Source organism: Uliginosibacterium sp. 31-16, from assembly GCF_030730865.1.
GTDB lineage: Bacteria > Pseudomonadota > Gammaproteobacteria > Burkholderiales > Rhodocyclaceae > Uliginosibacterium.
In genome coordinates this window covers 1-26,601 of sequence record NZ_JAVALZ010000004.1, presented here as the reverse complement: position 1 = coordinate 26,601, position 26,601 = coordinate 1, and the positions used below count along the sequence as shown (strand labels likewise).

The 26,601-nt window shown below is 57.4% G+C and carries 31 protein-coding genes and 3 tRNA genes; 31 read left to right on the top strand and 3 right to left on the bottom strand.

Going from position 1 to position 26,601, the window contains the following annotated elements:
- From Q9Q94_RS15125 to Q9Q94_RS15115, 3 genes are read left to right on the top strand one after another with little or no spacing between them, the layout of a single operon-like run.
- Complete coding sequence (locus tag Q9Q94_RS15125; protein WP_305980960.1) at positions 1 to 660, top strand: HAD-IIIA family hydrolase; 660 nt, start codon at positions 1 to 3, stop codon at positions 658 to 660.
- A complete protein-coding gene (locus Q9Q94_RS15120) occupies positions 648 to 989 on the top strand; it encodes a Rieske (2Fe-2S) protein (RefSeq protein ID WP_305980959.1) in 342 nt (113 codons plus the stop codon). Before Q9Q94_RS15125 ends, Q9Q94_RS15120 begins: the two co-directional genes overlap by 13 nt.
- Positions 986 to 1,933 carry a S49 family peptidase gene (locus Q9Q94_RS15115; RefSeq protein ID WP_305980958.1) on the top strand — a complete coding sequence of 316 codons (948 nt, stop codon included), beginning with the start codon at positions 986 to 988 and terminating at the stop codon, positions 1,931 to 1,933. Before Q9Q94_RS15120 ends, Q9Q94_RS15115 begins: the two co-directional genes overlap by 4 nt.
- A 129-nt stretch (positions 1,934 to 2,062) precedes the next feature.
- Here Q9Q94_RS15115 and Q9Q94_RS15110 read toward each other — a convergent pair whose 3' ends face one another.
- Together Q9Q94_RS15110 and Q9Q94_RS15105 are read right to left on the bottom strand one after the other, a co-directional pair.
- The gene (locus Q9Q94_RS15110) at positions 2,063 to 2,782 is read right to left on the bottom strand and encodes an SAM-dependent methyltransferase (RefSeq protein ID WP_305980957.1); all 720 of its coding nucleotides are present in this window, start codon (positions 2,780 to 2,782) and stop codon (positions 2,063 to 2,065) included.
- Entirely contained in the window at positions 2,779 to 3,363 is a 585-nt protein-coding gene (locus Q9Q94_RS15105; protein WP_305980956.1) for a Maf family nucleotide pyrophosphatase, read from the bottom strand. The genes Q9Q94_RS15110 and Q9Q94_RS15105 overlap by 4 nt, the downstream gene beginning before the upstream one ends.
- 83 nt (positions 3,364 to 3,446) lie before the next feature.
- Between Q9Q94_RS15105 and Q9Q94_RS15100 the strand changes: the two genes are divergently transcribed.
- The 9 genes from Q9Q94_RS15100 to Q9Q94_RS18045 all read left to right on the top strand — a co-directional run bounded on the left by Q9Q94_RS15100 (position 3,447) and on the right by Q9Q94_RS18045 (position 10,197).
- Positions 3,447 to 3,947, top strand: a complete 501-nt coding sequence (locus Q9Q94_RS15100; RefSeq protein ID WP_305980955.1) for a DUF177 domain-containing protein — start codon at positions 3,447 to 3,449, stop codon at positions 3,945 to 3,947.
- A gap of 43 nt (positions 3,948 to 3,990) precedes the next feature.
- Positions 3,991 to 4,170, top strand: a complete 180-nt coding sequence (rpmF, locus tag Q9Q94_RS15095; RefSeq protein WP_305980954.1) for a 50S ribosomal protein L32 — start codon at positions 3,991 to 3,993, stop codon at positions 4,168 to 4,170.
- 189 nt (positions 4,171 to 4,359) lie between these two features.
- Entirely contained in the window at positions 4,360 to 5,400 is a 1,041-nt protein-coding gene (gene plsX, locus Q9Q94_RS15090; RefSeq protein WP_305980953.1) for a phosphate acyltransferase PlsX, read from the top strand.
- Positions 5,397 to 6,362 (top strand): beta-ketoacyl-ACP synthase III, encoded by a 966-nt coding sequence (locus Q9Q94_RS15085; protein ID WP_305980952.1) that lies wholly within the window; start codon positions 5,397 to 5,399, stop codon positions 6,360 to 6,362. The genes plsX and Q9Q94_RS15085 overlap by 4 nt, the downstream gene beginning before the upstream one ends.
- A 22-nt stretch (positions 6,363 to 6,384) precedes the next feature.
- Positions 6,385 to 7,332: an ACP S-malonyltransferase gene (fabD, locus tag Q9Q94_RS15080; RefSeq protein WP_305981145.1), complete on the top strand. Its 948-nt coding sequence runs from the start codon at positions 6,385 to 6,387 to the stop codon at positions 7,330 to 7,332.
- Positions 7,333 to 7,336: 4 nt separating this feature from the next.
- The gene (fabG, locus tag Q9Q94_RS15075; protein WP_371929870.1) at positions 7,337 to 8,092 is read left to right on the top strand and encodes a 3-oxoacyl-ACP reductase FabG; all 756 of its coding nucleotides are present in this window, start codon (positions 7,337 to 7,339) and stop codon (positions 8,090 to 8,092) included.
- Positions 8,093 to 8,199: 107 nt separating this feature from the next.
- Positions 8,200 to 8,439: an acyl carrier protein gene (acpP, locus tag Q9Q94_RS15070; protein ID WP_101944085.1), complete on the top strand. Its 240-nt coding sequence runs from the start codon at positions 8,200 to 8,202 to the stop codon at positions 8,437 to 8,439.
- Between the two features lie 34 nt (positions 8,440 to 8,473).
- Positions 8,474 to 9,712, top strand: a complete 1,239-nt coding sequence (fabF, locus tag Q9Q94_RS15065) for a beta-ketoacyl-ACP synthase II (protein ID WP_305980951.1) — start codon at positions 8,474 to 8,476, stop codon at positions 9,710 to 9,712.
- A gap of 56 nt (positions 9,713 to 9,768) precedes the next feature.
- Positions 9,769 to 10,197 (top strand): protein YgfX, encoded by a 429-nt coding sequence (locus Q9Q94_RS18045; RefSeq protein WP_371929860.1) that lies wholly within the window; start codon positions 9,769 to 9,771, stop codon positions 10,195 to 10,197.
- Between the two features lie 43 nt (positions 10,198 to 10,240).
- Here the strand turns inward: Q9Q94_RS18045 and nadB are convergent, their stop codons facing one another.
- On the bottom strand, positions 10,241 to 11,854 hold the full coding sequence (gene nadB / locus Q9Q94_RS15060) for an L-aspartate oxidase (protein ID WP_305980950.1): 1,614 nt from the start codon (positions 11,852 to 11,854) through the stop codon (positions 10,241 to 10,243).
- Between the two features lie 249 nt (positions 11,855 to 12,103).
- Here nadB and rpoE point away from each other — a divergent pair, with 249 nt between their 5' ends.
- The 19 genes from rpoE (at position 12,104) to Q9Q94_RS14965 (ending at position 26,600) form a co-directional block, all read left to right on the top strand.
- A complete protein-coding gene (gene rpoE / locus Q9Q94_RS15055) occupies positions 12,104 to 12,703 on the top strand; it encodes an RNA polymerase sigma factor RpoE (RefSeq protein ID WP_305980949.1) in 600 nt (199 codons plus the stop codon).
- A gap of 2 nt (positions 12,704 to 12,705) precedes the next feature.
- A complete protein-coding gene (locus tag Q9Q94_RS15050; protein WP_305980948.1) occupies positions 12,706 to 13,236 on the top strand; it encodes a sigma-E factor negative regulatory protein in 531 nt (176 codons plus the stop codon).
- Between the two features lie 11 nt (positions 13,237 to 13,247).
- Positions 13,248 to 14,195: a MucB/RseB C-terminal domain-containing protein gene (locus tag Q9Q94_RS15045; protein ID WP_305980947.1), complete on the top strand. Its 948-nt coding sequence runs from the start codon at positions 13,248 to 13,250 to the stop codon at positions 14,193 to 14,195.
- Between the two features lie 41 nt (positions 14,196 to 14,236).
- Positions 14,237 to 14,653 (top strand): SoxR reducing system RseC family protein, encoded by a 417-nt coding sequence (locus tag Q9Q94_RS15040; RefSeq protein ID WP_305980946.1) that lies wholly within the window; start codon positions 14,237 to 14,239, stop codon positions 14,651 to 14,653.
- A gap of 71 nt (positions 14,654 to 14,724) precedes the next feature.
- Positions 14,725 to 16,053, top strand: a complete 1,329-nt coding sequence (locus Q9Q94_RS15035) for a Do family serine endopeptidase (RefSeq protein WP_305980945.1) — start codon at positions 14,725 to 14,727, stop codon at positions 16,051 to 16,053.
- Positions 16,054 to 16,149: 96 nt separating this feature from the next.
- Positions 16,150 to 17,946, top strand: a complete 1,797-nt coding sequence (lepA, locus tag Q9Q94_RS15030; RefSeq protein WP_305980944.1) for a translation elongation factor 4 — start codon at positions 16,150 to 16,152, stop codon at positions 17,944 to 17,946.
- A gap of 25 nt (positions 17,947 to 17,971) precedes the next feature.
- The gene (lepB, locus tag Q9Q94_RS15025) at positions 17,972 to 18,793 is read left to right on the top strand and encodes a signal peptidase I (RefSeq protein ID WP_305980943.1); all 822 of its coding nucleotides are present in this window, start codon (positions 17,972 to 17,974) and stop codon (positions 18,791 to 18,793) included.
- 17 nt (positions 18,794 to 18,810) lie between these two features.
- On the top strand, positions 18,811 to 19,161 hold the full coding sequence (locus Q9Q94_RS15020; RefSeq protein WP_305980942.1) for a DUF4845 domain-containing protein: 351 nt from the start codon (positions 18,811 to 18,813) through the stop codon (positions 19,159 to 19,161).
- 8 nt (positions 19,162 to 19,169) lie between these two features.
- A complete protein-coding gene (rnc, locus tag Q9Q94_RS15015) occupies positions 19,170 to 19,841 on the top strand; it encodes a ribonuclease III (protein ID WP_305980941.1) in 672 nt (223 codons plus the stop codon).
- Positions 19,838 to 20,728, top strand: a complete 891-nt coding sequence (era, locus tag Q9Q94_RS15010) for a GTPase Era (protein ID WP_305980940.1) — start codon at positions 19,838 to 19,840, stop codon at positions 20,726 to 20,728. The genes rnc and era overlap by 4 nt, the downstream gene beginning before the upstream one ends.
- Before the next feature lie 16 nt (positions 20,729 to 20,744).
- A complete protein-coding gene (gene recO, locus Q9Q94_RS15005) occupies positions 20,745 to 21,467 on the top strand; it encodes a DNA repair protein RecO (RefSeq protein ID WP_305980939.1) in 723 nt (240 codons plus the stop codon).
- Positions 21,468 to 21,512: 45 nt separating this feature from the next.
- On the top strand, positions 21,513 to 22,274 hold the full coding sequence (locus tag Q9Q94_RS15000) for a pyridoxine 5'-phosphate synthase (protein ID WP_305980938.1): 762 nt from the start codon (positions 21,513 to 21,515) through the stop codon (positions 22,272 to 22,274).
- 9 nt (positions 22,275 to 22,283) lie between these two features.
- A complete protein-coding gene (gene acpS / locus Q9Q94_RS14995; protein WP_305980937.1) occupies positions 22,284 to 22,664 on the top strand; it encodes a holo-ACP synthase in 381 nt (126 codons plus the stop codon).
- Positions 22,661 to 23,692, top strand: coding sequence for a beta-N-acetylhexosaminidase (nagZ, locus tag Q9Q94_RS14990; RefSeq protein ID WP_305980936.1), 1,032 nt, complete (start codon positions 22,661 to 22,663; stop codon positions 23,690 to 23,692). Before acpS ends, nagZ begins: the two co-directional genes overlap by 4 nt.
- Before the next feature lie 193 nt (positions 23,693 to 23,885).
- Positions 23,886 to 25,625, top strand: a complete 1,740-nt coding sequence (uvrC, locus tag Q9Q94_RS14985; RefSeq protein ID WP_371929869.1) for an excinuclease ABC subunit UvrC — start codon at positions 23,886 to 23,888, stop codon at positions 25,623 to 25,625.
- Positions 25,626 to 25,642: 17 nt separating this feature from the next.
- Entirely contained in the window at positions 25,643 to 26,209 is a 567-nt protein-coding gene (pgsA, locus tag Q9Q94_RS14980) for a CDP-diacylglycerol--glycerol-3-phosphate 3-phosphatidyltransferase (RefSeq protein WP_305980934.1), read from the top strand.
- 52 nt (positions 26,210 to 26,261) lie between these two features.
- A tRNA-Gly gene (locus tag Q9Q94_RS14975) sits at positions 26,262 to 26,337 on the top strand.
- Between the two features lie 100 nt (positions 26,338 to 26,437).
- Positions 26,438 to 26,511 (top strand) — tRNA-Cys (locus Q9Q94_RS14970).
- Between the two features lie 13 nt (positions 26,512 to 26,524).
- Positions 26,525 to 26,600 (top strand) — tRNA-Gly (locus Q9Q94_RS14965).
- The last annotated feature ends 1 nt before the right edge of the window (position 26,601 follow it).

Genomic DNA, 26,601 nt, shown 5'->3' with positions numbered 1-26,601 from the left:
ATGAGCGAGCGGAATTTTGACCTGATCGTGTTTGACTGGGATGGCACCCTGATGGACTCCACGGCCTTGATCGTCGAATCGATCCAGGCTGCCTGCGCTGACATTGGCGTGGCGATTCCGCCGCGTGAGCGGGCGGCGCACGTGATCGGCCTGAGTCTGCTTGGCGCGGTGCAGGAGGTTGCGCCTGATCTGGACGAGGCCGGTTGCCAGCAACTGGCCGAACGCTATCGCCACCACTATCTGGCGCGTGATCACGAAACGGTGCTGTTCGACGGTGCCCGCGAATTGCTGGAAAGCCTGCGGGAGCAGGGCTATCAGCTGGCGATCGCCACCGGCAAGGCGCGACGCGGCCTGAATCGCGTCTTGGCACAGAGCGGGCTGGAGCCGCTGTTTCATGCGTCGCGCTGCGCCGATGAGAGTTTTTCGAAGCCGCATCCGGGCATGTTGCTGGAATTGATGGATGAGCTGTTCGTCGCGCCCGAGCGCACGCTGATGATCGGCGATACGACGCACGATCTGCTGATGGCGAAGAATGCCGGTGCGGCGGCTTTGGCGATGACCTATGGTGCGCACCCGGTCGAAGGCCTGGCTGCCGAGCAGCCGCTGGCCTTGCTGGATTCGATGCGTGCATTGCGGGACTGGCTGGCGTGTCACGGCTGATCTGTGCTGCAACCGATCTGCTGGATGGCGGCGACGGTCTGCGCTTCCAGGTGGATACTGCGGGCGGTGCGCAGGCTGCGTTTGTCTTGCGCTGGCATGGCGGCGTGTACGCTTACCTGAACCAGTGCGCGCATGTGGCGATCGAACTGGACTGGAATCCAGGCAAGTTTCTGGATGTTGATGGCGAGTATGTCATGTGTGCGGCACATGGCGCCCTGTATGAACCTGATTCGGGCCGCTGCGTTGGCGGGCCTTGCGTGGGCCAGGCTTTGCGGCGTCTGATGGTCAGTGAGCGTAATGGCAATATCTATCTTGAGGCAGAAGCATGAACGAAACCAATGAAGCAGGCTGGGAACGCAAGGTCATCGAGCAACTGGCATTTGAAAGCCTCAAGGAGGCGCGGCGCAAGCGGCGCTGGAGCATCTTTTTCCGCGCTTTGGGCTTTGTGTATTTTGGGGTGCTGATCTTCCTGCTTGCGCGTGGAGGCAGCGAGAGCACCCACATTGACGGTGGCGGTCAGCATACGGCGCTGGTGCAGCTGGAGGGCGTCATCGGGGCGAGCAGCGAGGTGAAGGCAGAGGAAACGATTGAAGCGCTGCAGGCCGCTTTTGAAGCCAAGAGCGCCAAAGGCGTGGTCCTGCGTATCAACAGCCCGGGCGGCAGCCCGGTGCAGGCGGGCATGATCTATGACGAGATCCGTCGCTTGCGCGCCAAGTACCCGGACAAGCCTGTTTACGCTGTGGTCGAGGATGTGTGTGCCTCCGGCGGCTATTACGTGGCGGCGGCGGCCGACAAGATCTATGTCGACAAGGCCAGCATCGTCGGCTCGATTGGCGTGCGCATGGATGGTTTTGGCTTTACCGGCACGATGGAAAAGCTGGGGGTCGAGCGCCGCAGCATCACGGCGGGCGAGAACAAGGCTTTTCTGGACCCCTTTTCGCCGCAGAACCCGAAGCATGTTGAATTTGCCAAGGGCATGCTCGCAGAGATTCATCAACAGTTCATTGACGTGGTGCGTCAAGGGCGCGGCAAGCGCTTGAAGGAAACGCCGGAGATGTTCTCCGGCCTGTTCTGGTCTGGCGCAAAAAGCATCGAGCTGGGGCTGGCTGATGAACTCGGTACGCTCGATTCGGTGGCGCGCGATGTCCTCAAGGCTGAGGAGGTGCGCGATTACACCAAGCGCGAAAATGTGGCTGAGCGACTGGCCAAGCGATTCGGTGCGGGCGTGTCGGCCAGCGTGCTGCAGGAGCTGGATCGTTTTAGCGTGAAATAAAGTCCCGCCTGAAGAGCCGCTTCTGGCGGACTTCTTCAGGTCAGGGTGCTGCCGAGGCTTTGTGGTGGCTGCTCTGCCGGACGGGTGCCTGAAGATCGTTGTCAGGAGCGGCTTTGCGGGAGGTCTCTCTCAGGCTGCCAGCAGCAGGAAAACCGTGGGCTGCCGATCCAGATCGGGCAGCCCGCTTTTTTTCCAGGCCGCCACGCTGCGCGTTGCAACCAGTTCGGTGGGGGTGCTCAGGCTGCGTGCCACGCAGATCAGCGTGCCCGGGGCGCAGGCTTCGAGCAGGCTGGCAAGCATCGCCGTGTTGCGGTAAGGCGTTTCGATGAAGAGCTGGGTGCGCGCGAGTTTGGCTGATTCGCGCTCGAGCTGCTTGATGGCTTGCGCGCGCTCATCCGGCTTCTGCGGCAGATAGCCGTGGAATGCAAAACTCTGGCCGTTCAGGCCTGACGCCATCAAGGCCAGCAGGAGCGAGGAGGGGCCAACGTGCGGAACGACACGGATTCCTTTTTCGTGCGCGCGCCGTACGACCAGCGCGCCAGGGTCGGCAACGGCCGGACAGCCCGCCTCGGACAGCAGTCCGCCATCGCGCCCGGCGAGAATTGGCGCGAGCAGGGCGTCGAGACTGCGGGAATCCGGTTTCTCCGGCAATTCGTGGATTTCGGCACTCTGGATCGGGCGGCTGTAGCCGAAGCGCTTGAGATCGGCGCGTGCCGTCTTGGCGCGTTCGGCAATGAAATAATCGAGCGCATCGAACTGTGTCAGCACATGCGGCGGGTGGGTGTTCGCCGTTTCAGAGGGCCCGAGCGCAACGGGCAGCAGATGGAGAAGGCCGGGCGTGGTGCTCATGGAACCATCACCCCTTCGGCGCGCAGCATGCGGGCCAGGGCAATCAGCGGCAGGCCGATCAGGGCGGTGGGGTCGTCGCCGCGCATGTAGTCGAGCAGACTGATGCCGAGTCCTTCGGACTTGGCGCTGCCGGCGCAGTCGAGCGGGCGCTCGCGCTCGACATAGCGCACGATTTCAGCCTCGGTCAGCTCGCGAAAACGTGCTTCGGTGGGGATCCCCTCCAGCCGGGTTTGGCCGTTACGACTGTTGTAAAGACAGACCGCCGTGTGAAAGACGATGGTGTTGCCACTCATTGTGCGCAATTGGGCTACTGCCCGTTCAACTGTTCCGGGCTTGTCAAAGCGCTCGTCGCCGCGGTGAGCAACCTGGTCAGAGCCGATGATCAGTGCGTCCGGGAACTGGGCGGCAACGGCCTTGGCTTTTGCTACGGCCAGGCGTTCTGCCGTATTGACGGGCGTTTCGCCTGCAAGTGGAGTTTCGTCGACTTCGGGTCGGGCTGTTTCAAATGGCAGGCCGAAGCGGTCCAGCAGCTGTTTGCGGTAGATCGAAGTCGAGGCGAGAATGAGGCGGGGGCTGGGCATGAGGGCGGAAGGCAGTCCAACCCCTGCATGGTGAGGGATTAGTCTTTGACAGGGAGAGCCGAAAATAATAACATTGCCGGTTCATGTCGCACCAGTCACGAGTCATTCCAGATCCTTTCGAGTTCGCGCGGCGTGGTGATACGCTCTCCGGCGAGCTGGATGCGCGCGACCTGCCAAGGCTGGCGGCCGCGTTGCGGGATACGGGGGGTGAGCAATCTGTTAGCTACGAGCTCTCCGGGTTCCGGTTGGATGACAAGTCTTTCATCGAGGTGTTTGCCTCGGCAGCGTTGATCATGCAATGTCAGCGATGCTTGGGTGAAGTGTCGTGTGCGGTGGATGCTGAGTCCCGTTTGCTGCTGGTCCCCCGGGGCGAGTCCATGCCGGATGAGGGGCTGGAAAGTGATGATTTCGATCCGGTCGAGGCCGGCCGGGACTTTGACGTTCTGGATGCTGTAGAAGAAGAATTGTTGTTGGCCCTGCCGCTGGCGCCAACGCATGGTGATTGCAGTGTGCCGGCGGCAAAGGAAAATGGCGACGACCGTTCGCCGTTTGCGTTGCTCAAGAGTCTCAAGACCAAGAGCTGACGTGAATCGAAACGATTGAAACGTGAGTTTTAAGGAGTAAGAAATGGCTGTTCAACAGAACAAGAAGTCGCCTTCCAAGCGCGGCATGCATCGTTCACATGATTTCCTGACAGGCCCGGCGCTTGCCGTCGAGCCGACTACCGGCGAAGCACATCTGCGCCACCATGTGTCGCCTTCCGGCTACTACCGTGGCAAGAAGGTTACCAAGGCCAAGGGCGAGTAATTCGCTCCTTGAGTGAGCAGGCGCAAGTGTTGGTTCTCCTGCCTTGCGCCAGCTTGAGCACTTTTGTGCGCTTCTCGCGTGACGCCGCCTGTTCTGTCGCGGTGTATTTCAGCAGCCAAGCATCTGTCTGCATCCCGTTTCCCGGGGCTGCGGATGTCTTTGCTCGCCTACTGATTTTGTAACTTGCTGATGCCTATCACACTCGCGATTGATTGCATGGGTGGCGACCATGGTCCTTCCGTGACCATTCCTGCTGCATTCCAGTTTTTGCGTGAAGATGCGCAGGCTCGCGCCATTCTGGTTGGCTTGCCGGAAATCTTCGATGAAACTTTCCGCAAAGCGGCTGCCGAATTTGCCGAACGCCTGATTGTACGTACCGCATCTGAAGTGGTCGGAATGGATGAGGCGCCTGCTTCTGCCATGCGTGGCAAAAAAGATTCGTCGATGCGCGTGGCCATCGACCTCGTCAAGAGTGGCGAGGCCTGTGCTGCCGTATCTGCTGGCAATACTGGCGCATTGATGGCGATTTCGCGCTTCGTGCTCAAGACGCTGCCAGGAATTGATCGTCCTGCCATTGCTACCATCATCCCGTCGATGAAGGGGCAGACCTACATGCTGGATCTGGGTGCCAACGTGGATTGCACGGCAGAGCATCTGCTGCAGTTTGCCATCATGGGCTCAGCACTGCTGGAGTCGGTCGAGCATAACGACTCGCCTACGGTTGGCTTGTTGAATATTGGCGAAGAAGACATCAAGGGAAATGAAGTGGTCAAGCGTGCGGCGGAACTGTTGCGCCAGTCTGACCTGAACTTCTACGGCAACGTCGAAGGGAATGATATTTTCAAAGGCACGACCGATATGGTCGTGTGCGATGGTTTTGTCGGGAATGTGGCGCTCAAGTCGGCAGAAGGCCTGGCTCACATGGTGACAACCTTTCTGACGGAAGAGTTCAAGCGCAGCCTGCTGTCCAAATTGATTGCAGTGATTGCCATGCCGGTGTTGCGCCGTTTCAAGAGGCGCTTTGATCCCCGTCGATATAACGGAGCTACCTTGCTGGGGTTGCGTGGCGTGGTGGTGAAGAGCCATGGCTCTGCGGATGAATTCGGTTATGTGTGGGCATTGCGCCGGGCTGCCGAGGCGGCACGGAACAATCTGATTGAACGAATCGGATTGCATATGCAATCGCTTGTTTCCGATGCCGGAACCGCTGGAGAAGGGGGCGCAGAATGATGTTCTCACGCATTGCCGGAACCGGTAGCTTTGTGCCGGGAGAGCCTGTTTCCAATCAGGATCTTGTTGCGCGAGGTGTTGATACTTCAGACGAGTGGGTGTCCGAGCGAACCGGAATTCGCTGCCGTCATCTGGTGTCTGATGGTACGAGTACAAGTCAGATGGCGGCGGAAGCCGCACGTCGTGCACTCGATGCCGCAGGGCTCAAGGCTGCAGATATTGATCTGGTGATTGTGGCAACCACAACGCCGGACATGGTGTTTCCGAGTACGGCCTGTCTGGTGCAGAACGCTCTGGGTATCCCTGCCGGCGCTGCAGCGTTCGACCTGCAGGCGGTATGTAGCGGATTCGTGTATGCGCTGACCGTTGCAGACAAGTTCATTCGTTCTGGCAGCCATCGTCGCGTACTGGTGATCGGGGCCGAGACGCTGTCCCGCATTCTTGACTGGTCTGACCGTACGACCTGTGTTCTGTTTGGCGATGGCGCAGGTGCTGTGGTTTTGGTCGCCGACGAAACCCCGGGTATCCTCGCGGCGGCCATGCATGCTGATGGTACGCAGAATGAAATTCTCTCTGTCAGTGCCAAACTGTCGAGCGGAGGGGTGCTTGGCTGTCCATTCATCCGGATGGATGGACAGGCTGTGTTCAAATATGCAGTTCGTGTGTTGAGTGAGGTTGCTCACGAGGTGCTTGAGCAGGCGGCTTTGCCTTTGGCTCAGCTGGACTGGCTGATTCCGCACCAGGCGAACATTCGCATCATGCAGGCGGTTGCCAAAAAGCTTGGAGTTCCCTCTGATCAGGTCATCGTGACGGTGGACCGGCACGGCAATACTTCAGCTGCGTCGGTGCCCCTGGCACTGGATGTAGCCGTGCGCGACGGCCGTATCAAGGCTGGTCAGACCGTGCTGCTTGAGGGTGTTGGCGGTGGTTTTACCTGGGGCGCAGCCCTTCTGCGTTACTGATTGATCCTCCCGGAGTTTGTTCATGAGTTCTGCTGGTCAATTTGCCGTTGTTTTCCCCGGACAAGGTTCCCAGTCTGTTGGCATGATGTCCTCGTTTGCGGACTCGGCTGTGGTGCGGAATACCTTTGCCGAGGCGTCCGATGCGCTGGGGCAGGATTTGTGGCAACTGGCCGCAGAGGGGCCGGTTGATGCGCTGTCGCAGACAATCAACACCCAGCCGGTCATGCTGACAGCTGGTGTCGCAACGTGGCGCGCCTGGCTGGAGCAAGGTGGTGCCAGACCTGTACTGCTAGCCGGGCACAGCCTGGGGGAATATGCGGCACTTGTGGCCGCAGACGTGCTGGAGTTTGCGGAGGCTGTGAAACTTGTGCGTTTCCGCGCGGAAGCAATGCAGGAAGCCGTTCCCGCCGGCGAAGGAGGTATGGCAGCGATCCTGAACTTATCTCCGGAATTGGTGGAAGAGGCTTGCGTCGAAGCGGCGCAGGGGCAATCGGTAGCTGCTGCGAACCTGAACTCACCGGTCCAGATCGTGATCGCAGGTCACGCGGCTGCGGTTGAGCGTGCAATGGAAGCGTGCAAGACTCGCGGAGCCAAGCGCGCAGTATCCTTGCCGGTCAGTGCTCCTTTTCATAGCGTTTTGATGAAGCCGGCGGCTGAGCGCTTGGCAGAACGACTGGCGACAACCCGTTTTTCTGCTCCCAGAATTCCGGTACTTAACAATGTGGATGTGAAGATTGAAAGTGATCCAGTGGCTATTCGTGATGCGCTGGTGCGTCAGGCCTACAGCCCCGTGCGCTGGATCGAAACCGTTGAAGCAATGACCGCCCAAGGTTTGGCTGGTGTTCTGGAATTCGGGCCGGGCAAGGTGTTGGCAGGGCTGGTCAAGCGTATCAATGCTGAATTGGCTGTCGAGGCTGTAATTGATGCCGAGGCGCTGAAACGCGTCGTTGCGCAATACCGACAGGTTTGAGGAGATGGATTTGGTGAAAACACTGGATGGTCAGGTCGCGCTGGTTACGGGCGCAAGCCGTGGCATTGGGCGTGCTATTGCAATGGAGTTGGGCCGACTGGGCGCTGTAGTCATTGGCACGGCTACCTCTGCTGATGGAGCTGCTGCAATTGGCTCTGCTCTGCAGGAGGCTGGAGTCAAAGGTTGTGGTCTGGCACTGGATGTGACGGACGCTGCTGCGAGCGAAGCTGCAATAGTCCGGATCGAAAAGGATTTTGGTGTGGTATCCGTTCTGGTCAATAACGCCGGAATTACCCGCGACAACCTGGCTATGCGCATGAAAGACGAGGAGTGGGATGCCGTGATGGATACCAACCTCAAGGCAGTATTTCGTATGTCCCGGTTGGTCATGCGTGGCATGATGAAGGCACGTCACGGCCGTATCATCAATATTACTTCGGTAGTAGGGAGCTCCGGCAATGCCGGGCAGGCCAACTATGCTGCAGCCAAAGCTGGCGTAAGCGGCATGACGCGTGCCTTGGCGCGTGAGCTGGGGAGCCGCGGCATCACAGTGAACTGCGTGGCACCGGGCTTTATTGATACCGACATGACGCGCGAACTGCCCGATGCGCAGCGCGATATGTTGCAGTCGCAGATTGCGGTAGGCCGTCTTGGCCGACCGGAAGAAATTTCTGCTGTAGTGAGCTTCCTGGCTTCGCCGGCCGCGAGCTATGTGACGGGGGCAACCATCCACGTCAACGGCGGAATGTATATGGCATAAGTTCGCCATACGAGGGCGAACGGCGGAGATGGCTGAAGTTATGGCTTTTTTCTGCTAACATGGACAAGTTTTTTTACTTTATACCGATTGAACAGAAGGAGCGAATCATGGAAAACATCGAGCAGCGCGTACGCAAGATTGTTGCTGAACAACTGGGCGCCAACGAAGCCGACATCAAGAACGATTCCTCGTTCGTTGATGATCTGGGTGCTGACTCTCTTGATACTGTCGAACTGGTGATGGCGCTGGAAGAAGAATTCGAATGCGAAATCCCTGACGAAGAAGCCGAGAAGATCACCAACGTTCAGCAGGCGATTGACTATGTCAGCGCCCACCTGAAGGCTTGATCTGTTTTTGTTCATTTGCACCAAGGAGTGACCTTTGACGCGTCGCAGAGTAGTCGTGACTGGGCTCGGCATCATTTCGCCGGTCGGTAATACCGTTGCCTCCGCTTGGGACAACATTGTCAATGGTCGCTCTGGCATCGACCGCGTTACGCGGTTTGATGCCAGTACCCTGCCGACCCAGATTGCGGGTGAGGTGAAGGGGTTCGATGTGGCTGCGTATCTTTCTCCGAAAGAGGCGCGTCGTTTCGATACCTTCATTCATTACGGTCTGGCTGCAGCCATCGACGCCATCAAGGATGCAGGCATTACCGAGAAGCCGGCTAACGCCGAGCGTATCGGTGTATGCATTGGTTCCGGGATTGGCGGTTTGCCGCTGATTGAAGACACCATGCATGCGATTGCTGCTGGCGGGGCGCGCAAGATATCTCCTTTTTTCGTGCCCGGATCGATCATCAACATGATCTCTGGCGTTCTGTCGATCAACTACGGTTTTCAGGGGCCGAATTTTGCTACGGTGAGTGCCTGTGCTACGGGTAATCACTCGATCGGTGAAGCGCAACGTCTGATTGAGTATGGCGATGCTGACATCATGATTGCTGGCGGTGCCGAATCAACAGTCTCGTTGTTGGGAATGGGCGGGTTCTGCTCGGCCAAAGCCTTGTCTACGCGTAATGATGATCCAAAAGCAGCCAGCCGACCGTGGGATGCAGGACGTGATGGATTCGTGCTGGGCGAAGGTGCCGGCATTCTGGTGCTTGAAGAGTACGAGCACGCGAAGGCTCGTGGTGCCAAGATTTACGCCGAACTTGCTGGTTACGGCATGAGTTCTGATGCCTACCACGTGACTGCTCCTGCAGAAGGTGGAGAGGGTGCTGCGCGCAGTATGGCGAATGCGCTACGTAACAGCCGTATCTCGACCGACGAAGTGAACTATGTAAATGCTCATGGCACTTCGACACCACTTGGCGATATTGCTGAAACCTGTGCTGCCAAGCGTTGTTTTGGCGCGCATGTAAACAAAGTAGCGATGAGCTCCACCAAATCGATGACCGGACATCTTCTGGGGGCTGCTGCCGGGATTGAAGCTGTATTTTCAGTGCTGGCAATTCGCGATCAGATTGCTCCGCCAACCATCAATATGGTCAATCCTGATCCTGCTTGTGATCTGGATTACGTGCCAAATGTTGCGCGCCAGATGTCAATTGATGTAGCTGTTTCGAACTCCTTTGGTTTTGGTGGGACGAACAGCACCCTGGTTTTCCGGAAAATTTGATTTTCAACGGCCTTAGCCGTGTTGATACCACGGAAACATAAGGGCGCCTGACGAGAATGTCGGCGCCCTTTGTATTTCAGCTGCGTCAGTCCAAGGCTTTGATGCTTGCATCGATATCGGCACACTTATTAGTGGTCGGTAGTGTAGTCGTTAGCAAGACACCAAGCTGGGTAATGGTTTTTGTGCTGGCATGTGTTGTCGTCTCGATTTTCTGGCAATGGCGGCGAAAGGCGTATTTCAGTCAGTTGAGCGTGCGTTTGACTGCATCGCAAGAGCTCTGGCTGCTAACGCCGGCAACAGAGGTTCAGGTTGAAATATTGCCTGGATCCGTTGATCTGGCGTGGCTCATTGTGCTGCATTGGCGGGTCATGGAATCACCCCGTCAAGACCGAGTGGCGTTGACTCGCGAGGCGTTTTCTTCTGAGGACTGGCGAGCATTAAGGCGATTTTTGCGCTGGCATCGGGCGAGCGCTATCCAAGGGTAGTGGCCCTTATCCACGGATTTCACTGAATGCATGGCGACAGGCTCTAGGTCGCATGATTCCAGCGTTTCAGCGTGGCGGGCCAGCGAGGGTTTGTTAATACTGTTGGCACTGCCCGGGCAGACGTTTGCGGGTAGTCTTTCGAGAAATGCAGCCCTCGGCTTTCTTTGCGTCGAATGGCACTGCGCACAATAAGGTCTGCGGCAGTGACCAAGTTGCGTAACTCGATGAGATCATTGCTGACCCGGAAATTGCTGTAGTACTCGTCAATTTCTCGATTGAGCAGTCGAATGCGATGCTGGGCGCGTTCCAGCCGTTTGTTTGTGCGCACGATGCCGACGTAGTCCCACATGAAGCGACGCAACTCATCCCAGTTATGGGAAATCACTACTTCTTCATCCGCATCGCCGACGCGGCTTTCGTCCCAGGTGGGGAGGCTGGTGGCTGGTTGGCGCGGATTGGCACGAATATCTTGCGCAGCGGCTTCGGCAAATACAACGCACTCCAACAGGGAGTTGCTGGCCAGGCGGTTTGCTCCGTGCAGGCCCGAACAGGCGGTTTCTCCTATGGCGTACAGGCCAGGCAAATCAGTTCTGGCGCGCAAGTCAATCTGTACACCGCCACAGGTGTAGTGAGCGGCGGGGACCACAGGGATTGATTGTTTTGTGATGTCGATACCTAATTCCAGGCAGCGAGCAGTGATGGTCGGGAAGTGCGCATGCAGGAATTCCGGGCTCTTGTGTGAGATGTCGAGAAATACACTGTCGATCCCGCGCTTTTTCATCTCGAAATCGATGGCACGCGCTACCACGTCGCGTGGTGCGAGTTCTGCTCGAGGGTCGTGTTTGGGCATGAAGCGAGTCCCGTCAGGCAACCGTAGCAGGCCGCCTTCTCCCCGCACCGCCTCCGATATCAAAAATGACTTGGCTTGCGGGTGATACAGGCACGTGGGGTGAAACTGGATGAATTCCATATTCGTGACTCTGCAGCCCGCACGCCACGCCATTGCAATACCATCTCCGGTGGATGTATCCGGATTGGTTGTGTAGAGATAGACTTTGCCTGCCCCGCCGGTAGCAAGTACCGTATGGCCTGCAGCGAAAGCGCCGACGTGGCCGTTGTCCAGGTTCAGCAGATAAGCTCCCATGCACCCCGACTCTGGTTTGCCGAGCTTGTGGCCAACGATCAGATCAATTGCTACGTGGTTTTCAAGAATGCTGATGTTCGGGTGCCGTTTGACCCGGTCGATCAGGGTCTCCTGTACAGCGGCACCGGTTGCGTCTGCAACGTGCACGATGCGGCGATGACTATGGCCACCTTCACGAGTTAGATGCATTCCCCAGGCTGTATCCGAATCTGGCGTGAACGGAACGCCTTGTTCGCGCAACCACTGGATTGCGGCGGCCCCATTCTCAACCACAAAATGTGTTGCCTTGGGGTCGCATAGTTGGGCTCCAGCGATCTGGGTGTCCTCGTAATGGGAAGCAGTTGAGTCGGCAGGGTCAATAACCGCTGCGATGCCTCCCTGTGCCCAAGCGCTGGCACCGTCTTCAATATGGCGCTTGGTCACGATAGCTACCTGATGCGTATCAGCAAGGCGTAGCGCCAGAGATTGGCCGGCCAGACCGCTGCCGATGATCAGCACGTCGAAACACTTCAAAGGGGAGACTCCTGCACAAGAGATGTTGTCTTAGGGGGTTAATCCTAGCCCTCGCTGGCCTTTGGGCCAAGCTTTTGGTCGATAGAACGGTTTGTGTGGAGTGATACGAGTGAAATTAAATGGTGGAGTTGAATGTTGTTCCGCCTATGAACTTTGTGCGGCAGAAGGTGGTCTGATCGGCAAATGGTCGTATTGGCTTCGGCTATACTTTGTCTCCCCCGGCCCCGACAAATCAGTTTTCCATAGCCGATGAGCGACAGAGAGATTGACCAACAATTGGTTGAGCGTGTGCAACGTGGCGACAAGCAAGCCTTTGGTTTGCTGGTCGCCAAGTACCAGCGCAAGCTTTCCCGTTTGCTATCAAGGATGATTCGTGATCCTGCGGAGGTGGAAGATGTGGCACAAGAAGCTTTTATCAAGGCCTATCGCGCCCTTCCGTCTTTTCGCGGCGACAGTGCTTTTTACACATGGTTGTACCGGATCGGGATTAATACGGCAAAGAACCATCTGGTGTCGCAAGGACGGAGAGCCCCAACGACGACAGAGGTCGAGGCTGAAGATGCCGAACAGTATGAGTCGGGTGAGTTGCTACGTGATAACGACACTCCTGAACGTTTGTTGCAAACCCGGCAGATCGGGAACACCGTAAATGAGGCGGTGGAGGCTTTGCCGGAAGAGTTACGGACAGCCATCGTATTGCGTGAAATTGAAGGACTGAGTTACGACGAGATTGCTTCGGTTATGGGATGCCCGATTGGAACCGTCCGGTCGCGTATTTTCAGGGCGCGTGAGGCAATCGCGGAACGTTTGCGGCCGATGCTTGATGTCGCGCCGGACAAGAGGTGGTGATCATGACGAACGAACAATTGTCTGGGTGGATGGACGGTGAGGCCAGTGCTGCTGAGGCCGAACAGATTGTTAAAAATCTGGCGGGACATGGTGGTTCACGCGAGGCGTGCAAATTGTATTGGCTTGTTGGTGATTGTCTGCGCGGTGATTTTCCGCGTGGCAATGATCTGTGTGACCGGGTAATGACTGCACTGGAGACCGAGCCAACTGTGCTGGCACCCATAGTTCACAAAGCTGAGCAAAAAAGAGGGCGCTGGATGTCCTTGGCGGCAGCTGTGGCAGGAATGGCGGTCGCCGCATGGATGGGGCTGGGGCTCTGGACCCCTCCTTTCCAAGACGAGGCAATGGGGCTTGCACGACAGCGCGGTATTCAAGATCAGCCGCTGGCAGCTGCTGTATCACCGGCTGAAATTCTGCCGGATGACCGCAGTTATCTGATGGCACACCAAGCGTCGGCAGTGGGAGTGCCAATGGCCGGAGTTGCGCAGTACATCCGTACGGTGAATGTCGAGCAGGTGGGCGGGGCTCGATGACACACTTGCGCATGATCCTGCTGGTGGGCCTTGCTCTGGCGGCCCCGGCTGCTTTTGGTGACGAAGCGCATACCTGGTTGCTGCGCATGAATCAGGCGTCTAGGTCCCTGAATTACTCGGGAACTTTTGTCTATCAAAGTCAGGGGCGCATAGAAACTTCCCGCATAGTTCATCTGGTGGATGCGTCGGGGGAGCATGAGAGGCTGGAGACTCTGGATGGTCCCCTGCGCGAAGTGATACGACACAATGAGGACGTGCAGTGTTTTTTGCCTCAAGACCGTATTGTCGTAACCGACAAAGCTGTTTTGGGGCGGCAGCCAGGGCGGCTGATTACGAAACCCGCTACGCTGTCCGAGTTTTACAGCATCCGTCTTGGTGTGCAGGAAAGAGTGGCTGGGCGTGACGCACAGCAAATACTGCTAGAGCCGCGGGATGAGATGCGCTACGGTCACCAGCTTTGGATTGATGTGGCTTCGGGGCTCCTGCTGAAGGCCACGATGCTGAATGAACATGCCGGAACGCTTGAGCAGTTTGCTTTTTCCGAGGTATTCCCCGGAGGCAATATTGATCATGAAAAACTTAAGCCGAGTGTACTGAAAACAGGGGAGTGGCGAGTAATCAATGCTCGTGGGGTGGAGTTGCGACCTGAAGATCTGGAATGGAGTTTTCGAAAATTACCGCCGGGCTTCAGAGGTGTTTCCTGGGTAAAGCGCTCTGTTCGGCGTGGTGATGCAAGCACGATCCATGCGGTTTTTTCTGATGGGCTGGCAAATGTTTCGGTATTTATCGAGGCAGCAGCAGGTAGTTTGGCTGGGGCCACTCAAAGTGGTCCGGTGAGTACGGGCTCTACCGGGGTTTACCGCAGGCTCGTCGGGGATCGTTTGGTGACGGTGCTTGGTGAGGTGCCGCTGGGGGCTCTGCGACGCATTGCCGAAGGTGTTGAGCGAAGGGCGAAGTAGTGCTGGACATGTGCTTATAGGCTTTAGTCAGGAAGGTTTTTGTGCAAGCAGAAGGTATTGTTACACGCGTCGAAGGAGCGCTTGCATACGTCAAGGTTCAGCGTTCGGGTTCCTGTGGACGCTGTCACGAGGCGGGCGGATGTGGCGGCGGGATTGAAGCGTCCGGCTGCCAGGAGTTTTTGTTAGACAACGCTTTTGGCGCCCGACCAGGCCAAAGCGTTTGTCTGGCCGTTCCTGATGGCGCAGCGCTTAAGGCTGCTTTTCTGGTGTATGGACTTCCACTCTTGGCTATTCTCGTTGGAGCAGGAGGCTCGTTCTTCTTTTTTGAGAGCGATGTGGCTGCCGTCACAGGAGGAGGGCTGGGTTTTTTGCTGGCATCGTTGCTGGTCTACGGAAGTCGCAAGGCAGGCTTTGTGCAGCAGACTCAGCCGCGCATTACAGGCATTTTGGAACAATGAAGTGTTGGTTGCGGAAATGTTGCTTGCTCTTTTGCACATGGGGGCCGGCCGCGACAGCACAGGCCCGTGAAGTGCCCGAGTTTGCGGCGCTGGTGGAGAAGCAGGCTCCTGTAGTGGTCAATATCAGCGCCACGCGCCAGACGAAAGTACCCAAAGCCCCATTTTTACGTTCTGAGCGTGATGATGGCATTCCTGGTTGGCTGCAGCGTATGCTGCCCGCCCCTCCGGATATGCTGGACGAAGAAGAGGATGACCGTGCAACTGGCTCTGGTTTTGTGATCGGGGTAGAGGGGTACATCCTTACCAATGCCCATGTAGTTGAAGGTGCCAGTGAAATACTGGTGCGCTTCAATGATCGGAGGGAGTATCCGGGGCGTCTGGTGGGGGCTGATCGGCGTACTGACGTTGCTTTGCTCAAGGTAGATGCACGCAATCTGAGGCAGGCTCGGCTTGGTGATCCTGCCCGTTTGCGAGTTGGGGATTGGGTCTTGGCCATCGGATCTCCTTTTGGATTCGAGAGCTCTGTTACGGCCGGAATAGTAAGTGCCAAAGGGCGCTCATTGCCGGATGAGAGCCTCGTGCCTTTTATCCAGACCGATGTAGCTATCAATCCCGGAAATTCAGGCGGTCCGCTGTTCAATCTGAGTGGTGAAGTGATTGGCATTAACTCCCAGATATACAGTCGTACCGGGGGATTTATGGGGCTGTCGTTTGCCATACCGATTGATGTTGCCATGGATGTTCAAGCGCAGTTGCGTCAGAACGGACGAGTGAGGCGCGGCCGGATCGGGGTGCTGGTGCAGGAAGTCACACGAGACATGGCTGATAGTTTCGGGCTGGCTCAACCGATTGGCGCACTGGTTAGCCAGATTGATGCAGGTGGCCCCGCTGCTGCTGCGGGCATAAAGTCTGGCGATATCATTGTTCGATTTGATGGCAAGGAAGTAAAAAGCTCTAGCGACTTGCCGCGGATCGTTGGAGGAGTCAGGCCCGGCATGCAAACTGTGGTGCAGTACTGGCGTGCCGCCAGACTCCAGACCGCGCAACTTGCTGTGGCCGAGTTTGCTGAAGAGTCTTCCTTGGTCCCTGTGCGTCAGACTGAACCCTCGTTGCGCGGAGCAAATGCACTGGGATTGATTGTGCAGGACCTTTCGCGCGATGAGCGGCATACAACCTCAGGGGTAGCCATTCGTGAAGTGCTGGGTGCTGCGGGGCGTGCTGAGTTGCGACAGGGTGATGTAGTCGTCGCCTTGGTGTTGCATGGCGCCCCCAGTGATATTCGATCTGCGACGCACTTCAATCGGATGGTGAATGATCTTCCTCGAGGCTCCGCAGTAACGCTGCTGGTGCGGCGCGGCGATGCGCAGAGTTTTGTGGCTATGAAAGTCCCCGGGAAATAGCCTTCATCGGCTATAATCACGCGATTTTTCATATACTTGCCAAGGGGCGTCGTGCGCCCCTTGGCGCTTTTTACCTGGTTCCAAGAACGCCATCGCATGCAGCATATCCGTAATTTCTCGATTATTGCCCACATCGATCATGGCAAGTCCACCCTTGCTGATCGCATCATTCAAACCTGCGGCGGTCTCTCCGATCGGGAGATGGAGGCGCAGGTGCTTGATTCGATGGATCTGGAGCGAGAGCGTGGCATTACCATCAAGGCTCAGACTGCCGCTCTATCCTACAAAGCGCGCGATGGACAGGTTTACAACCTGAACCTGATTGACACGCCGGGGCATGTCGACTTTTCATACGAAGTCAGTCGTTCGCTATCGGCGTGTGAAGGCGCCCTGCTGGTTGTTGATGCTTCTCAGGGGGTGGAGGCTCAGACCGTTGCGAACTGTTATACGGCGATTGAGTTGGGCGTGGAGGTTGTCCCGGTTCTCAACAAAATGGATCTACCTTCGGCAGATCCTGATACGGCACGCCAGGAAATTGAGGACGTAATCGGGATTGATGCTACGGATGCGATTCCCTGTTCAGCAAAGACTGGCATGGGCGTGGAAGAAATTCTCGAAACCATCATTGCACGCATTCCTGCTCCTCGCGGCAATCCGGAAGGCCCCTTGAAGGCTTTGATTATCGATTCCTGGTTCGATAATTATGTTGGAGTGGTCATGCTGGTGCGGGTCGTGGATGGTGTCTTGCGACCCAAGGACAAGATTCTGTTCATGAGTAATGGTGCGCAGCATCTATGTGAACAGGTTGGCGTATTCAGTCCCAAGTCGGTTTCACGCGACAGTCTTTGTGCGGGGGAGGTAGGGTTTGTAATCGCCGGGATCAAAGAACTGACCTCTGCCAAGGTGGGGGATACGATTACTTTGGTAAGCAAGTCCGCTGCCGTTCCGCTGGAGGGATTCAAGGAAATAAAACCACAGGTGTTTGCTGGTTTGTATCCTGTTGAATCCAGCGAATATGATCAGTTGCGCGACTCGCTGGAGAAGCTGAAACTCAACGACGCTTCCCTTCAGTACGAACCGGAGGTCTCGCAAGCTCTTGGGTTCGGGTTTCGTTGCGGATTTCTCGGTTTGCTGCACATGGAAATCGTGCAGGAGCGCCTGGAGCGCGAATTCGACATGGACCTTATTACGACGGCGCCGACCGTGGTGTACGAAGTCCTGATGAATGATGGTGCCGTGTTGAAGATCGAAAATCCGGCAAAACTGCCTGAGTCGAACAAGTTGCAGGAGATCCGTGAGCCCATCATTACTGCGACAATTTTTGTCCCGCAAGACTACCTTGGGCCTGTTATTACATTGTGCAACCAGAAACGTGGTAACCAGGTAGACATGCACTACCACGGACGTCAGGTGAAGCTGGTTTACGATATGCCCATGGCTGAAGTTGTGATGGATTTCTTTGATCGGTTGAAGTCCGTGTCGCGCGGTTATGCGTCGCTGGATTACGATTTCAAAGAGTATCGGGCGGCTGATGTCGTGAAGCTTGATGTGTTGGTCGCCAGCGAAAAAGTCGACGCCTTGTCAGTAATAGTTCACCGGGCAAACGCTCAGTATCGCGGCAGGGATCTGGCCAACCGTTTGCGTGCGCTGATTCCACGCCAGATGTTTGATGTGCCTGTGCAGGCTGCGATTGGCTCCAATATTCTGGCCCGTGAAACCATCAAGGCACTGCGCAAGAACGTCTTGGCCAAGTGTTATGGTGGCGACATAACACGCAAGAAAAAACTGCTGGAAAAGCAGAAAGAAGGCAAAAAACGCATGAAGATGGTGGGCAATGTTGAAATTCCGCAGGAAGCTTTCCTTGCCGTATTGCGTACTGACGAAGGCAAGTAACCGAAATTTTTGATTCGAGGTATTCGTGGATTTTGCTCTCATTCTGTTTGTCCTGAGTGTTATCTCGGGCGTGTTGTGGTTCTACGACGTATTCAAGGCGCGAAAACTGCGTGCCAAGGGCGAGCCGGATCCATGGTGGGTTGAGTATGGCGCAAGTTTTTTCCCGGTTATCTTGCCGATCTTCATGCTGCGCTCATTCTGGATAGAGCCGTTTCGCATTCCTTCCGGTTCGATGTATCCAACCTTGTATGTCGGCGACTTTATTCTCGTGAATAAATATGCTTACGGGATTCGGCTTCCGGTGCTTAATAAAAAGGTTGTTGAAATTGGAAATCCGCAGCGTGGTGATGTGATGGTCTTCCGCTATCCACACGATACGCGACAGGATTACATCAAGCGTGTGATTGGATTGCCGGGTGACAAACTGGAGTATGCCAACAAGCGTTTGACCATCAACGGTGAGGCCATGGCCGTTCGTCCGGATGGAGACTTTCTCATTCCGCAGACCTTTGACGTATTCCAGAAGCTGGAAGAAGATCTGGGCGGCGGGCGCAAGCACATGATGCTGAATAATCGTGATGCTCAGCCTTTTGTGCCCGAGCAGATGGTGGTTCCACATGTTTATTCTGACAACTGCAGTTATTCCGGTTCCGGCGTGACGTGCACAGTGCCGGAAGGCCATTATTTTGTGATGGGGGACAACCGCGACCAGAGTGCTGATTCGCGTGTATGGGGGTTTGTGCCAGATGAGAATATTGTCGGCCGGGCTTTCTTTGTCTGGTTCCACGCTGACCGGATTCTGCCGCCATCAGGCGTCAGCTTCGGCAGGATTGGAAGTTTTCACTGAAATTAGGGAGAAGTGACATGAAGCGACAGAACGGGTTTTCACTGATTTCTACCTTGATCGTCGGGGCGCTGTTGATGTCAGTGCTGGTGCTGGGTTTGAAGCTGGTGCCGGTTTTCAATGAGTACTTCGAGGTCAAGAAAGGCTTCAAGAATGTTGTGGCTGCGACAGATCCTGGCGCTCCGCCCAGTACGTTTCGCACCGCATTCAGCAAGCATCGGGATGTGAATGACATCACATCGGTAGATCCGCAGGCCGTTTCGGTCAACAAGGATAACGGCAAGGTAACCCTGCAGGTTTCTTACCGCCGGGAAGTTCCCCTGTTTGCGAATGTCGGGTTGTATTTTGATTTTGACGTTTCCTCGAATTGAGCAGTGCATTGAAATTTGAAGTGCTGGAACGACAACTGAGCTACCGCTTTCAGCGTACGGTATTGTTGCGTCAGGCGCTGACACATCGCAGTTTTTCTGCTGATCATAACGAGCGTCTGGAATTTCTGGGCGACAGCATTCTCAACATGGTGGTTGCCTTGGCGCTGTATGTGCGCTTTGACGGACTGCGTGAAGGGGAGATGTCGCGTTTGCGTGCGCAGCTGGTAAGGCAGGATACCTTGCAGATGATTGCCGAGCGCCTTGATCTGGGGAGTTGCCTGAGTCTGGGGGAGGGGGAGTTGAAGAGTGGCGGTCATCGTCGCCCTTCCATCCTCGCTGACGCTCTGGAAGCCGTGTTTGGAGCAATTTATCTGGATGCCGGTTTTGAGGCAGTCAAGCGTGTGATTGATGGCTTGTACGCTGAAATGCTGATGTCTCTTGATCCTGCCCGCTCACTCAAGGACCCCAAGACGGCATTGCAGGAGGCCTTGCAGGCGCGCCGTTTGCCTTTGCCGAAGTACGAGATGACGGAGGAGCGCGGCGAAGCGCATGCCCGCGAATTTGAAGTGCATTGCGTGATTGAGCGTTTGAATATCTGCACTGCCGGGGTGGGGGCCAGTCGCCGCATTGCCGAGCAAGTGGCTGCCGCCGCCGCATTGACCCAACTGGAACAAGCATGAGCGACGAAGTTTTTTACACCGGTCTGGTGGCCATTGTTGGTCGTCCCAATGTTGGCAAGTCGACGCTGCTGAACCGTCTGGTGGGGCAGAAAGTCAGCATCGTCTCGCGCAAGGCGCAGACCACGCGTCACCGTATCACGGGCGTGCTGACCGAGGGCCGACAGCAGTTCATTTTCGTTGACACACCGGGTTTTCAGACGCATCACCGCAACGCCCTGAATTCGACGATGAACCGCACGGTCAATCAGGTCCTGGCCGAGGTGGATGTGGTCATGTTCCTGATCGAGCCAGGTCGTTTCGGACCTGACGACCGAAAAGTGCTTGAGTTGCTGCCGCGCGAAGCCAAAGTGGTGCTGGTCATCAACAAGGTGGATCTGGAAGCGGACAAGACGAAACTTCTCCCGTTCATGGAGAAAATGTCCGCGGAATTCCCGTTTGCCGAGATCGTGCCGGTCAGCGCCGAGAAGGGCCATAACGTCGATCAGTTGCTGAAGGCGCTTGGAAAATATCTGCCAGAAGGCGAGCCGCTGTTCGGCGAGGATGACATTACTGATCGCAGCGAACGTTTCCTTGCCGCCGAGTTTCTGCGTGAGAAACTCTTTCGCATGATCGGCGAGGAGTTGCCGTATGGAATGACCGTCGAGATCGAGAAATTCGAAGTCGAAGGCAATCTGCGCCGGATCTTCGCGGCGATCATTGTCGACAAGGCGAGCCACAAGGGCATCGTCATCGGCAAGGGCGGTGAGAGTCTCAAGCGCATATCTTCCGAAGCGCGTGTCGAGCTCGAAAAACTCTTCGACGGCAAGGTTTACCTCGAAACCTGGGTCAAGGTTAAGAGTGGCTGGGCCGATGACGAGCGCGCATTGAAGTCGCTCGGTTACGACTGATCGCGCGTCTGGCAGCATGAGTACGCGCCTGCGCATCGACAATCAGACCGGTTTTTTGCTGCACAGCTATCCGTGGCGTGAAACCAGCCTGATCGCCGAAATTTTTTCGCGCGAATATGGGCGTGTGCCCATGGCCGCGAAGGGCGCGCGGCGCACAGGCTCAACCCTGCGGGGCGTCTTGATGGCTTTTCAGCCCCTGGATGTTTCCTGGACCGGCAAGGCCGAGATCAAGACCCTGACGCACGCCAGCTGGCAGGGCGGGCAGGCCTTGCTTTGCGGCATTGGCCTGCTGTGTGGCTACTACCTCAATGAGCTCCTGCTGCGTCTCCTGCCGCGTGAGGACGCACACCCACTGCTTTTTGATGCCTACGCCGAAACGCTGGCCCGGCTTGCTGCAGGCCAGGCTTACGAGCCCCTGTTGCGCGGTTTTGAGCTCGTGCTCTTGCGTGAAATTGGCTATGCGCCGACGCTGGATTGCGATGTCGAGACCGGTGAGGCAGTAAGTGCTGACGGCGAATACATTTTCTTGACCGAACGTGGGCCGGTCGAGGCCGATGATGCGACAAGTGATCTATCCTTGATTCCTGGCCGTACCCTGCTGGCGATGGCTGAGGGCGACTTCAGTGCGCAGGAGACTTTAGCGCACGCCAAGGGTCTCATGCGGCGTTTGATCCAGTACCATCTTGGCGGGCAGGCGCTTGAATCGCGCCGCATTCTCATGGAGTTGCAGGAACTCTAAGGAAATACTTCGATCTTTGAAGTCGAAGTTTTTGAGGGAACCAGAATGATTGAACTCGGCGTAAATATCGACCACGTTGCTACCCTCCGCCAGGCGCGGAAAACCTATGAGCCGGATCCGGTATGGGCAGCGGTTGAAGCTCATCTGGGCGGGGCCGACGGCATTACCGTGCATCTGCGCGAAGACCGTCGCCACATTCAGGATCACGATGTACGGCGCTTGCGCGAGCTCACACACATCAAACTCAATCTCGAAATGGCGGCCACCGATGAGATGGTCGGTATCGCCTGCCAAATCAAGCCGGAGATGGCGATGCTGGTGCCCGAGGGGCGACAGGAAGTCACCACTGAAGGCGGGCTCGACATCGTCGGGCAGGAGGTGCGCCTGAAAGACGTGATTGCCCGCCTGGCTGACGCCGGCATCATGACCAGCGTATTCATCGATCCGGAGCCGGCCCAGGTCGAGGCGGCTGCACGTATCGGTGCGCGGGTCTGCGAAATCCACACTGGCCCTTATGCGGCAGCCTTTCACACCAAGGGTCGTGATGCACGCAGCCCCGCGGTGCTGGAGGAGTTGAACAAGATCCGCGTAGCGGGTCGTGCCATCGTTGATCTGGGCATGCGCTTCAACGCAGGCCATGCGCTCAATTATTTCAACGTGCAACCGGTTGCCGCACTGCCGGATGTGCGTGAGCTGCACATTGGTCACGCCATTGTCAGTCGTGCCGTGTTCGTCGGTTTGCGCGAGGCCGTGGCCGAGATGAAGCGTCTGATGCGCGAAGCCGACGCCACGCGCTTGGCACGCTGAGCTCGCTACGTGATTTACGGCATCGGCACGGATATCGTCACGGTCGCGCGCATGCGCGAGGCGCTGGCGCGTCATGGTGAGCGTTTTGCCGAGCGCCTGTTGCATCCGGACGAGCTGGATGCTTACAGGAAGACGCGCGAACCGGAGCGTTTCCTCGCCAAGCGTTTTGCTGCCAAGGAAGCTTTTGCCAAAGCGCTCGGCACGGGTTTGCGCCCACCGGCGACCTTGTCTGCCATCGGCGTGAGCCACGACGCGCTTGGCAAACCTCTGTACATTTTTAGTGATGCGCTGGCCGATCATCTGCTGGGTCTTGGCCTGAATGCGCATCTGTCGATCAGCGACGAGCGCGAGCATGTGATCGCCTTCGCGATTCTGGAAAAACACTCATGAGTCTTTTGCTCCCCCACGGCCCTGTGATGGCCGATGTTGCCGGATTCAGGCTGAGTGACACTGAGCGCGAAGTGTTGTGCCATCCGCTGGTGGGTGGCGTGATCCTGTTTTCTCGTAATTTCGAAAACCCCGATCAGCTCGCTGCCTTGTGCGCCGAGATTCACGCTCTGCGCAGCCCGGCCCTGATCATCGCCGTGGATCACGAAGGTGGTCGCGTGCAGCGCTTCCGCCAGGGCTTCACGCGCCTGCCGGCAATGCGCAAGCTGGGCGAGCTGTATGCCCGTTCGCCGCGCGAGGCCTTGCTTTCGGCGCAGGACGTGGGCTACGTGCTGGCGTCCGAATTGCTCGCGCACGGCATTGATCTTTCCTTCACGCCGGTGCTCGATCTGGATTACGGTCAGAGTGCCGTGGTAGGTGATCGCGCCTTCCACCGCGACCCGCAGATCACTGCCATGCTGGCGCATGCGCTGGCGATGGGCTTGCGCGAGGCCGGCATGGGCTGTGTCGGCAAGCATTTTCCCGGGCATGGCTTTGCCGAGGCGGATTCGCATGTGGCGATGCCGGTCGATACGCGCAGTTTTGACGCAATCTGGGCGGAGGACATCGCACCTTATCGCGCAGAGCTGAAGCAGGTGCTCTCTGGTGTGATGCCGGCGCATGTGGTGTATGAACAGATCGATCCGCACCCGGCGGGCTTCTCGCCCTTCTGGTTGCAGGATGTACTGCGGGGGCGCATCGGCTTCAATGGTGTGGTGTTCAGCGATGATCTGACCATGGAAGGCGCCACCCTCGCAGGCGATATCGTCGGGCGTGCCGAGGCCGCTTATGCCGCAGGCTGCGACATGGTGCTGGTGTGCAATCGTCCCGACTTCACCGCAGACCTGCTGACGCGCTGGCAGCCCGCTTTGCGAGCCGAATCCGCTGCGCGCATCGCCGCGCTGCAGCCCGTGCAGTATCCGGCAATGGAAGTGCTGTCGATCGACAAACGCTTCACGGATGCCTGGGCTTCGGTGCAGGCCTTGGCCTGATGCGTGTGTCTGGGAAGCCGCTTCTGACGGACATCTGCAGGCATGCGTGCTGCAGAGCCGCCTGCAGATTGCCTCTGCGAGATATGTTCCTGAAGAATGAGACTGGATGCGGCTCTTCAGGCAGGGGGCTGGCGTGAGTTTCGATCACAAACCCTTCCTGCGTGCGCTGACCGAAGCGCCCGGCGTGTACCGCATGATCGGCGTCGATGAAGAAGTGCTCTACGTCGGCAAGGCCAAGAACCTCAAGCGTCGCGTCTCGAATTACTTCCAGAAGAATCATCCGAGCCCGCGCATCGCGCTGATGGTGGCGCAGATCGTGCGTGTGGATACCACGGCGGTGCGCTCCGAGGCCGAGGCGCTGATCCTCGAAAACAACCTCATCAAGACGCTCAAGCCGCGCTACAACATCCTGTTTCGCGACGACAAGAGCTATCCCTATATCGCCATCACCGGCGACGCTTCGCCGCGTCTGGCCTACTACCGGGGCGCTTTCGAAAAGGGCGTGCGCTACTTCGGGCCCTTCCCGTCGAGCTGGGCGGCGCGCGAGAGTATCCAGCTGCTGCAGCGCCTGTTCCTGCTGCGAACCTGCGAGAACAGCGTCTTCAGTAATCGCTCGCGGCCCTGTCTGTTGCATCAGATCAAGCGCTGCTCGGCGCCTTGCGTGAATGTGATCGATGCCGAGAGTTACGCGCGTGACGTGAAGCTCGCCACGCTCTTTTTGGAAGGCCGCCATTCTGACGTGATTGATAGTTTGACGGCGCGCATGCAGGCGGCGTCGGATGCGTTCGCCTTCGAGCAGGCAGCGGTGTTCCGTGACCAGATCCGCGCCTTGCAGACCGTGCTGCACAAGCAGTTCGTCGATTCCGGCAAGGACGAGGATGTGGACATCCTTGTTGCCGAGGCTGCGGGCGGGCAGGTCTGCGTGAATCTGGCGATGGTACGCGGCGGGCGTCACTTGGGCGACCGTGCCCAGTTTCCCAGCGCGAGTGAAGGTCTCACCGTGGCGGATGCCTTGCTGGCGTATGTCGAGCAGCATTACCGCCTGCATCCGGCACCTGCCAAGCTGGTGATCGAGGGCGCGGATATCGACGCGGTGCGTGCGGTGCTCGAAGACGTTCTGGAACGCCCTCCCATCGTCGCTGTGGCACGCTTTCAGGCCGAGAAGGCCTGGGCCGAGATGGCGCAGAACAACGCGAAGCTGGCCATCGAAACCCGCCTGCGCGAAACCGGTCGTGCCGAGACACAGCTTGATGCGCTGCAAGCTGCGCTGGAAATGGCCGAGCGCCCGAACCGCATCGAGTGCTTCGACATCTCGCACACCCAGGGTGAGGCCACCCAGGCGTCTTGCGTGGTGTGGGAAGGTGCAGGCATGAAGAAGAGCGAGTATCGCCGCTTCAACATTAGCGGCATTACCGGTGGCGATGACTATGCGGCGATGCGCCAGGCGCTGACACGGCGTTATGAGAAGGTCGCCGCAGGCGAGGGCGTGCGCCCCGATCTGATCCTGATTGACGGGGGCAAGGGGCAGGTCGGCGTGGCCTGGGAAGTGCTGTCGGAACTCGGCCTGCAAAGCATCGCCATGGTGGGCGTAGCCAAGGGCGAGGAGCGCAAGGCAGGTCTCGAACAACTGATCTGGCCGGATGGCCGCCCCGGTCTTGCCTTGGGCGGCGAGCACCCGGCACTGCATCTGATCCAGACCGTGCGCGACGAGGCGCACCGCTTTGCGATTACCGGCATGCGCGCCAAGCGCAGCAAGACGCGGCTGACGTCAAAGCTCGAAGATATTCCGGGCATCGGCCCGACCCGGCGCAAGAAACTGATTGAGGCGTTTGGCGGACTTGCAGGCGTGCGCGAAGCGACCGTGGAAGATTTGTGCCGCGTCGATGGGATCAATCGTAAAATGGCCGAGCAGATCTATAACGCCTTGCGATAGGCGAACCTGGACCCCTAATGGATTTCAATCTTCCCAATGCCCTGACTTGGGCACGCATCGTGATGATTCCGCTGGTGCTGGCGGTGTTTTTCCTGCCTGTCGAGGTGCTGTCGCCACATCACCAGAATGTGACGGCCTGTGCGCTGTTTGTGGTGGCGGCGGTGACTGACTGGTTCGATGGCTGGCTGGCGCGACGCATGAATGTGACTTCTGCATTCGGGGCATTCCTGGATCCGGTGGCGGACAAGCTGATGGTTTGTGCTGCACTGGTTCTGCTGGTCTGGCTGGACCGCTGCAACGTGCTGTTGGCCTTCATCATCATCGGTCGCGAGCTGACTATTTCTGCCTTGCGCGAGTGGATGGCACAGCTCGGCAAGTCTCGCAGCGTGGCCGTGTCGTTCATCGGCAAGCTCAAGACCACTGCACAGATGACGGCGATCCCCTTGCTGCTGTTCAGCGATGATCTGCTGGGGCTGCCGATTCACAAGATCGGAGTGGTGCTGATGTGGGTGGCTGCGGTGCTGACGCTGTGGTCGATGGTGTATTACATGCGCAAGGCGCTGGCGGTGCTGAACGAAAAGTAGCAAGAAATTCTTGACAGACTCCGGAAAAGCATTAAAATGCGCGGCTCGTGATGCGGGAATAGCTCAGTTGGTAGAGCGCAACCTTGCCAAGGTTGAGGTCGAGAGTTCGAGACTCTTTTCCCGCTCCAGTAATTTCTGGGAAAGCTGAAGCTGGCTTTCCCTTTTAATTAGAAGTAAAAACTCCGGGTAAGACCGGGGGTGGCGCAAGCCGAATTTGTGTCGAATAACGGCGCGATAGCAAAGCGGTTATGCACCGGATTGCAAATCCGTGTAGGTCGGTTCGACTCCGGCTCGCGCCTCCAGAAAAAGAAATACGCGGGAATAGCTCAGTTGGTAGAGCGCAACCTTGCCAAGGTTGAGGTCGAGAGTTCGAGACTCTTTTCCCGCTCCAG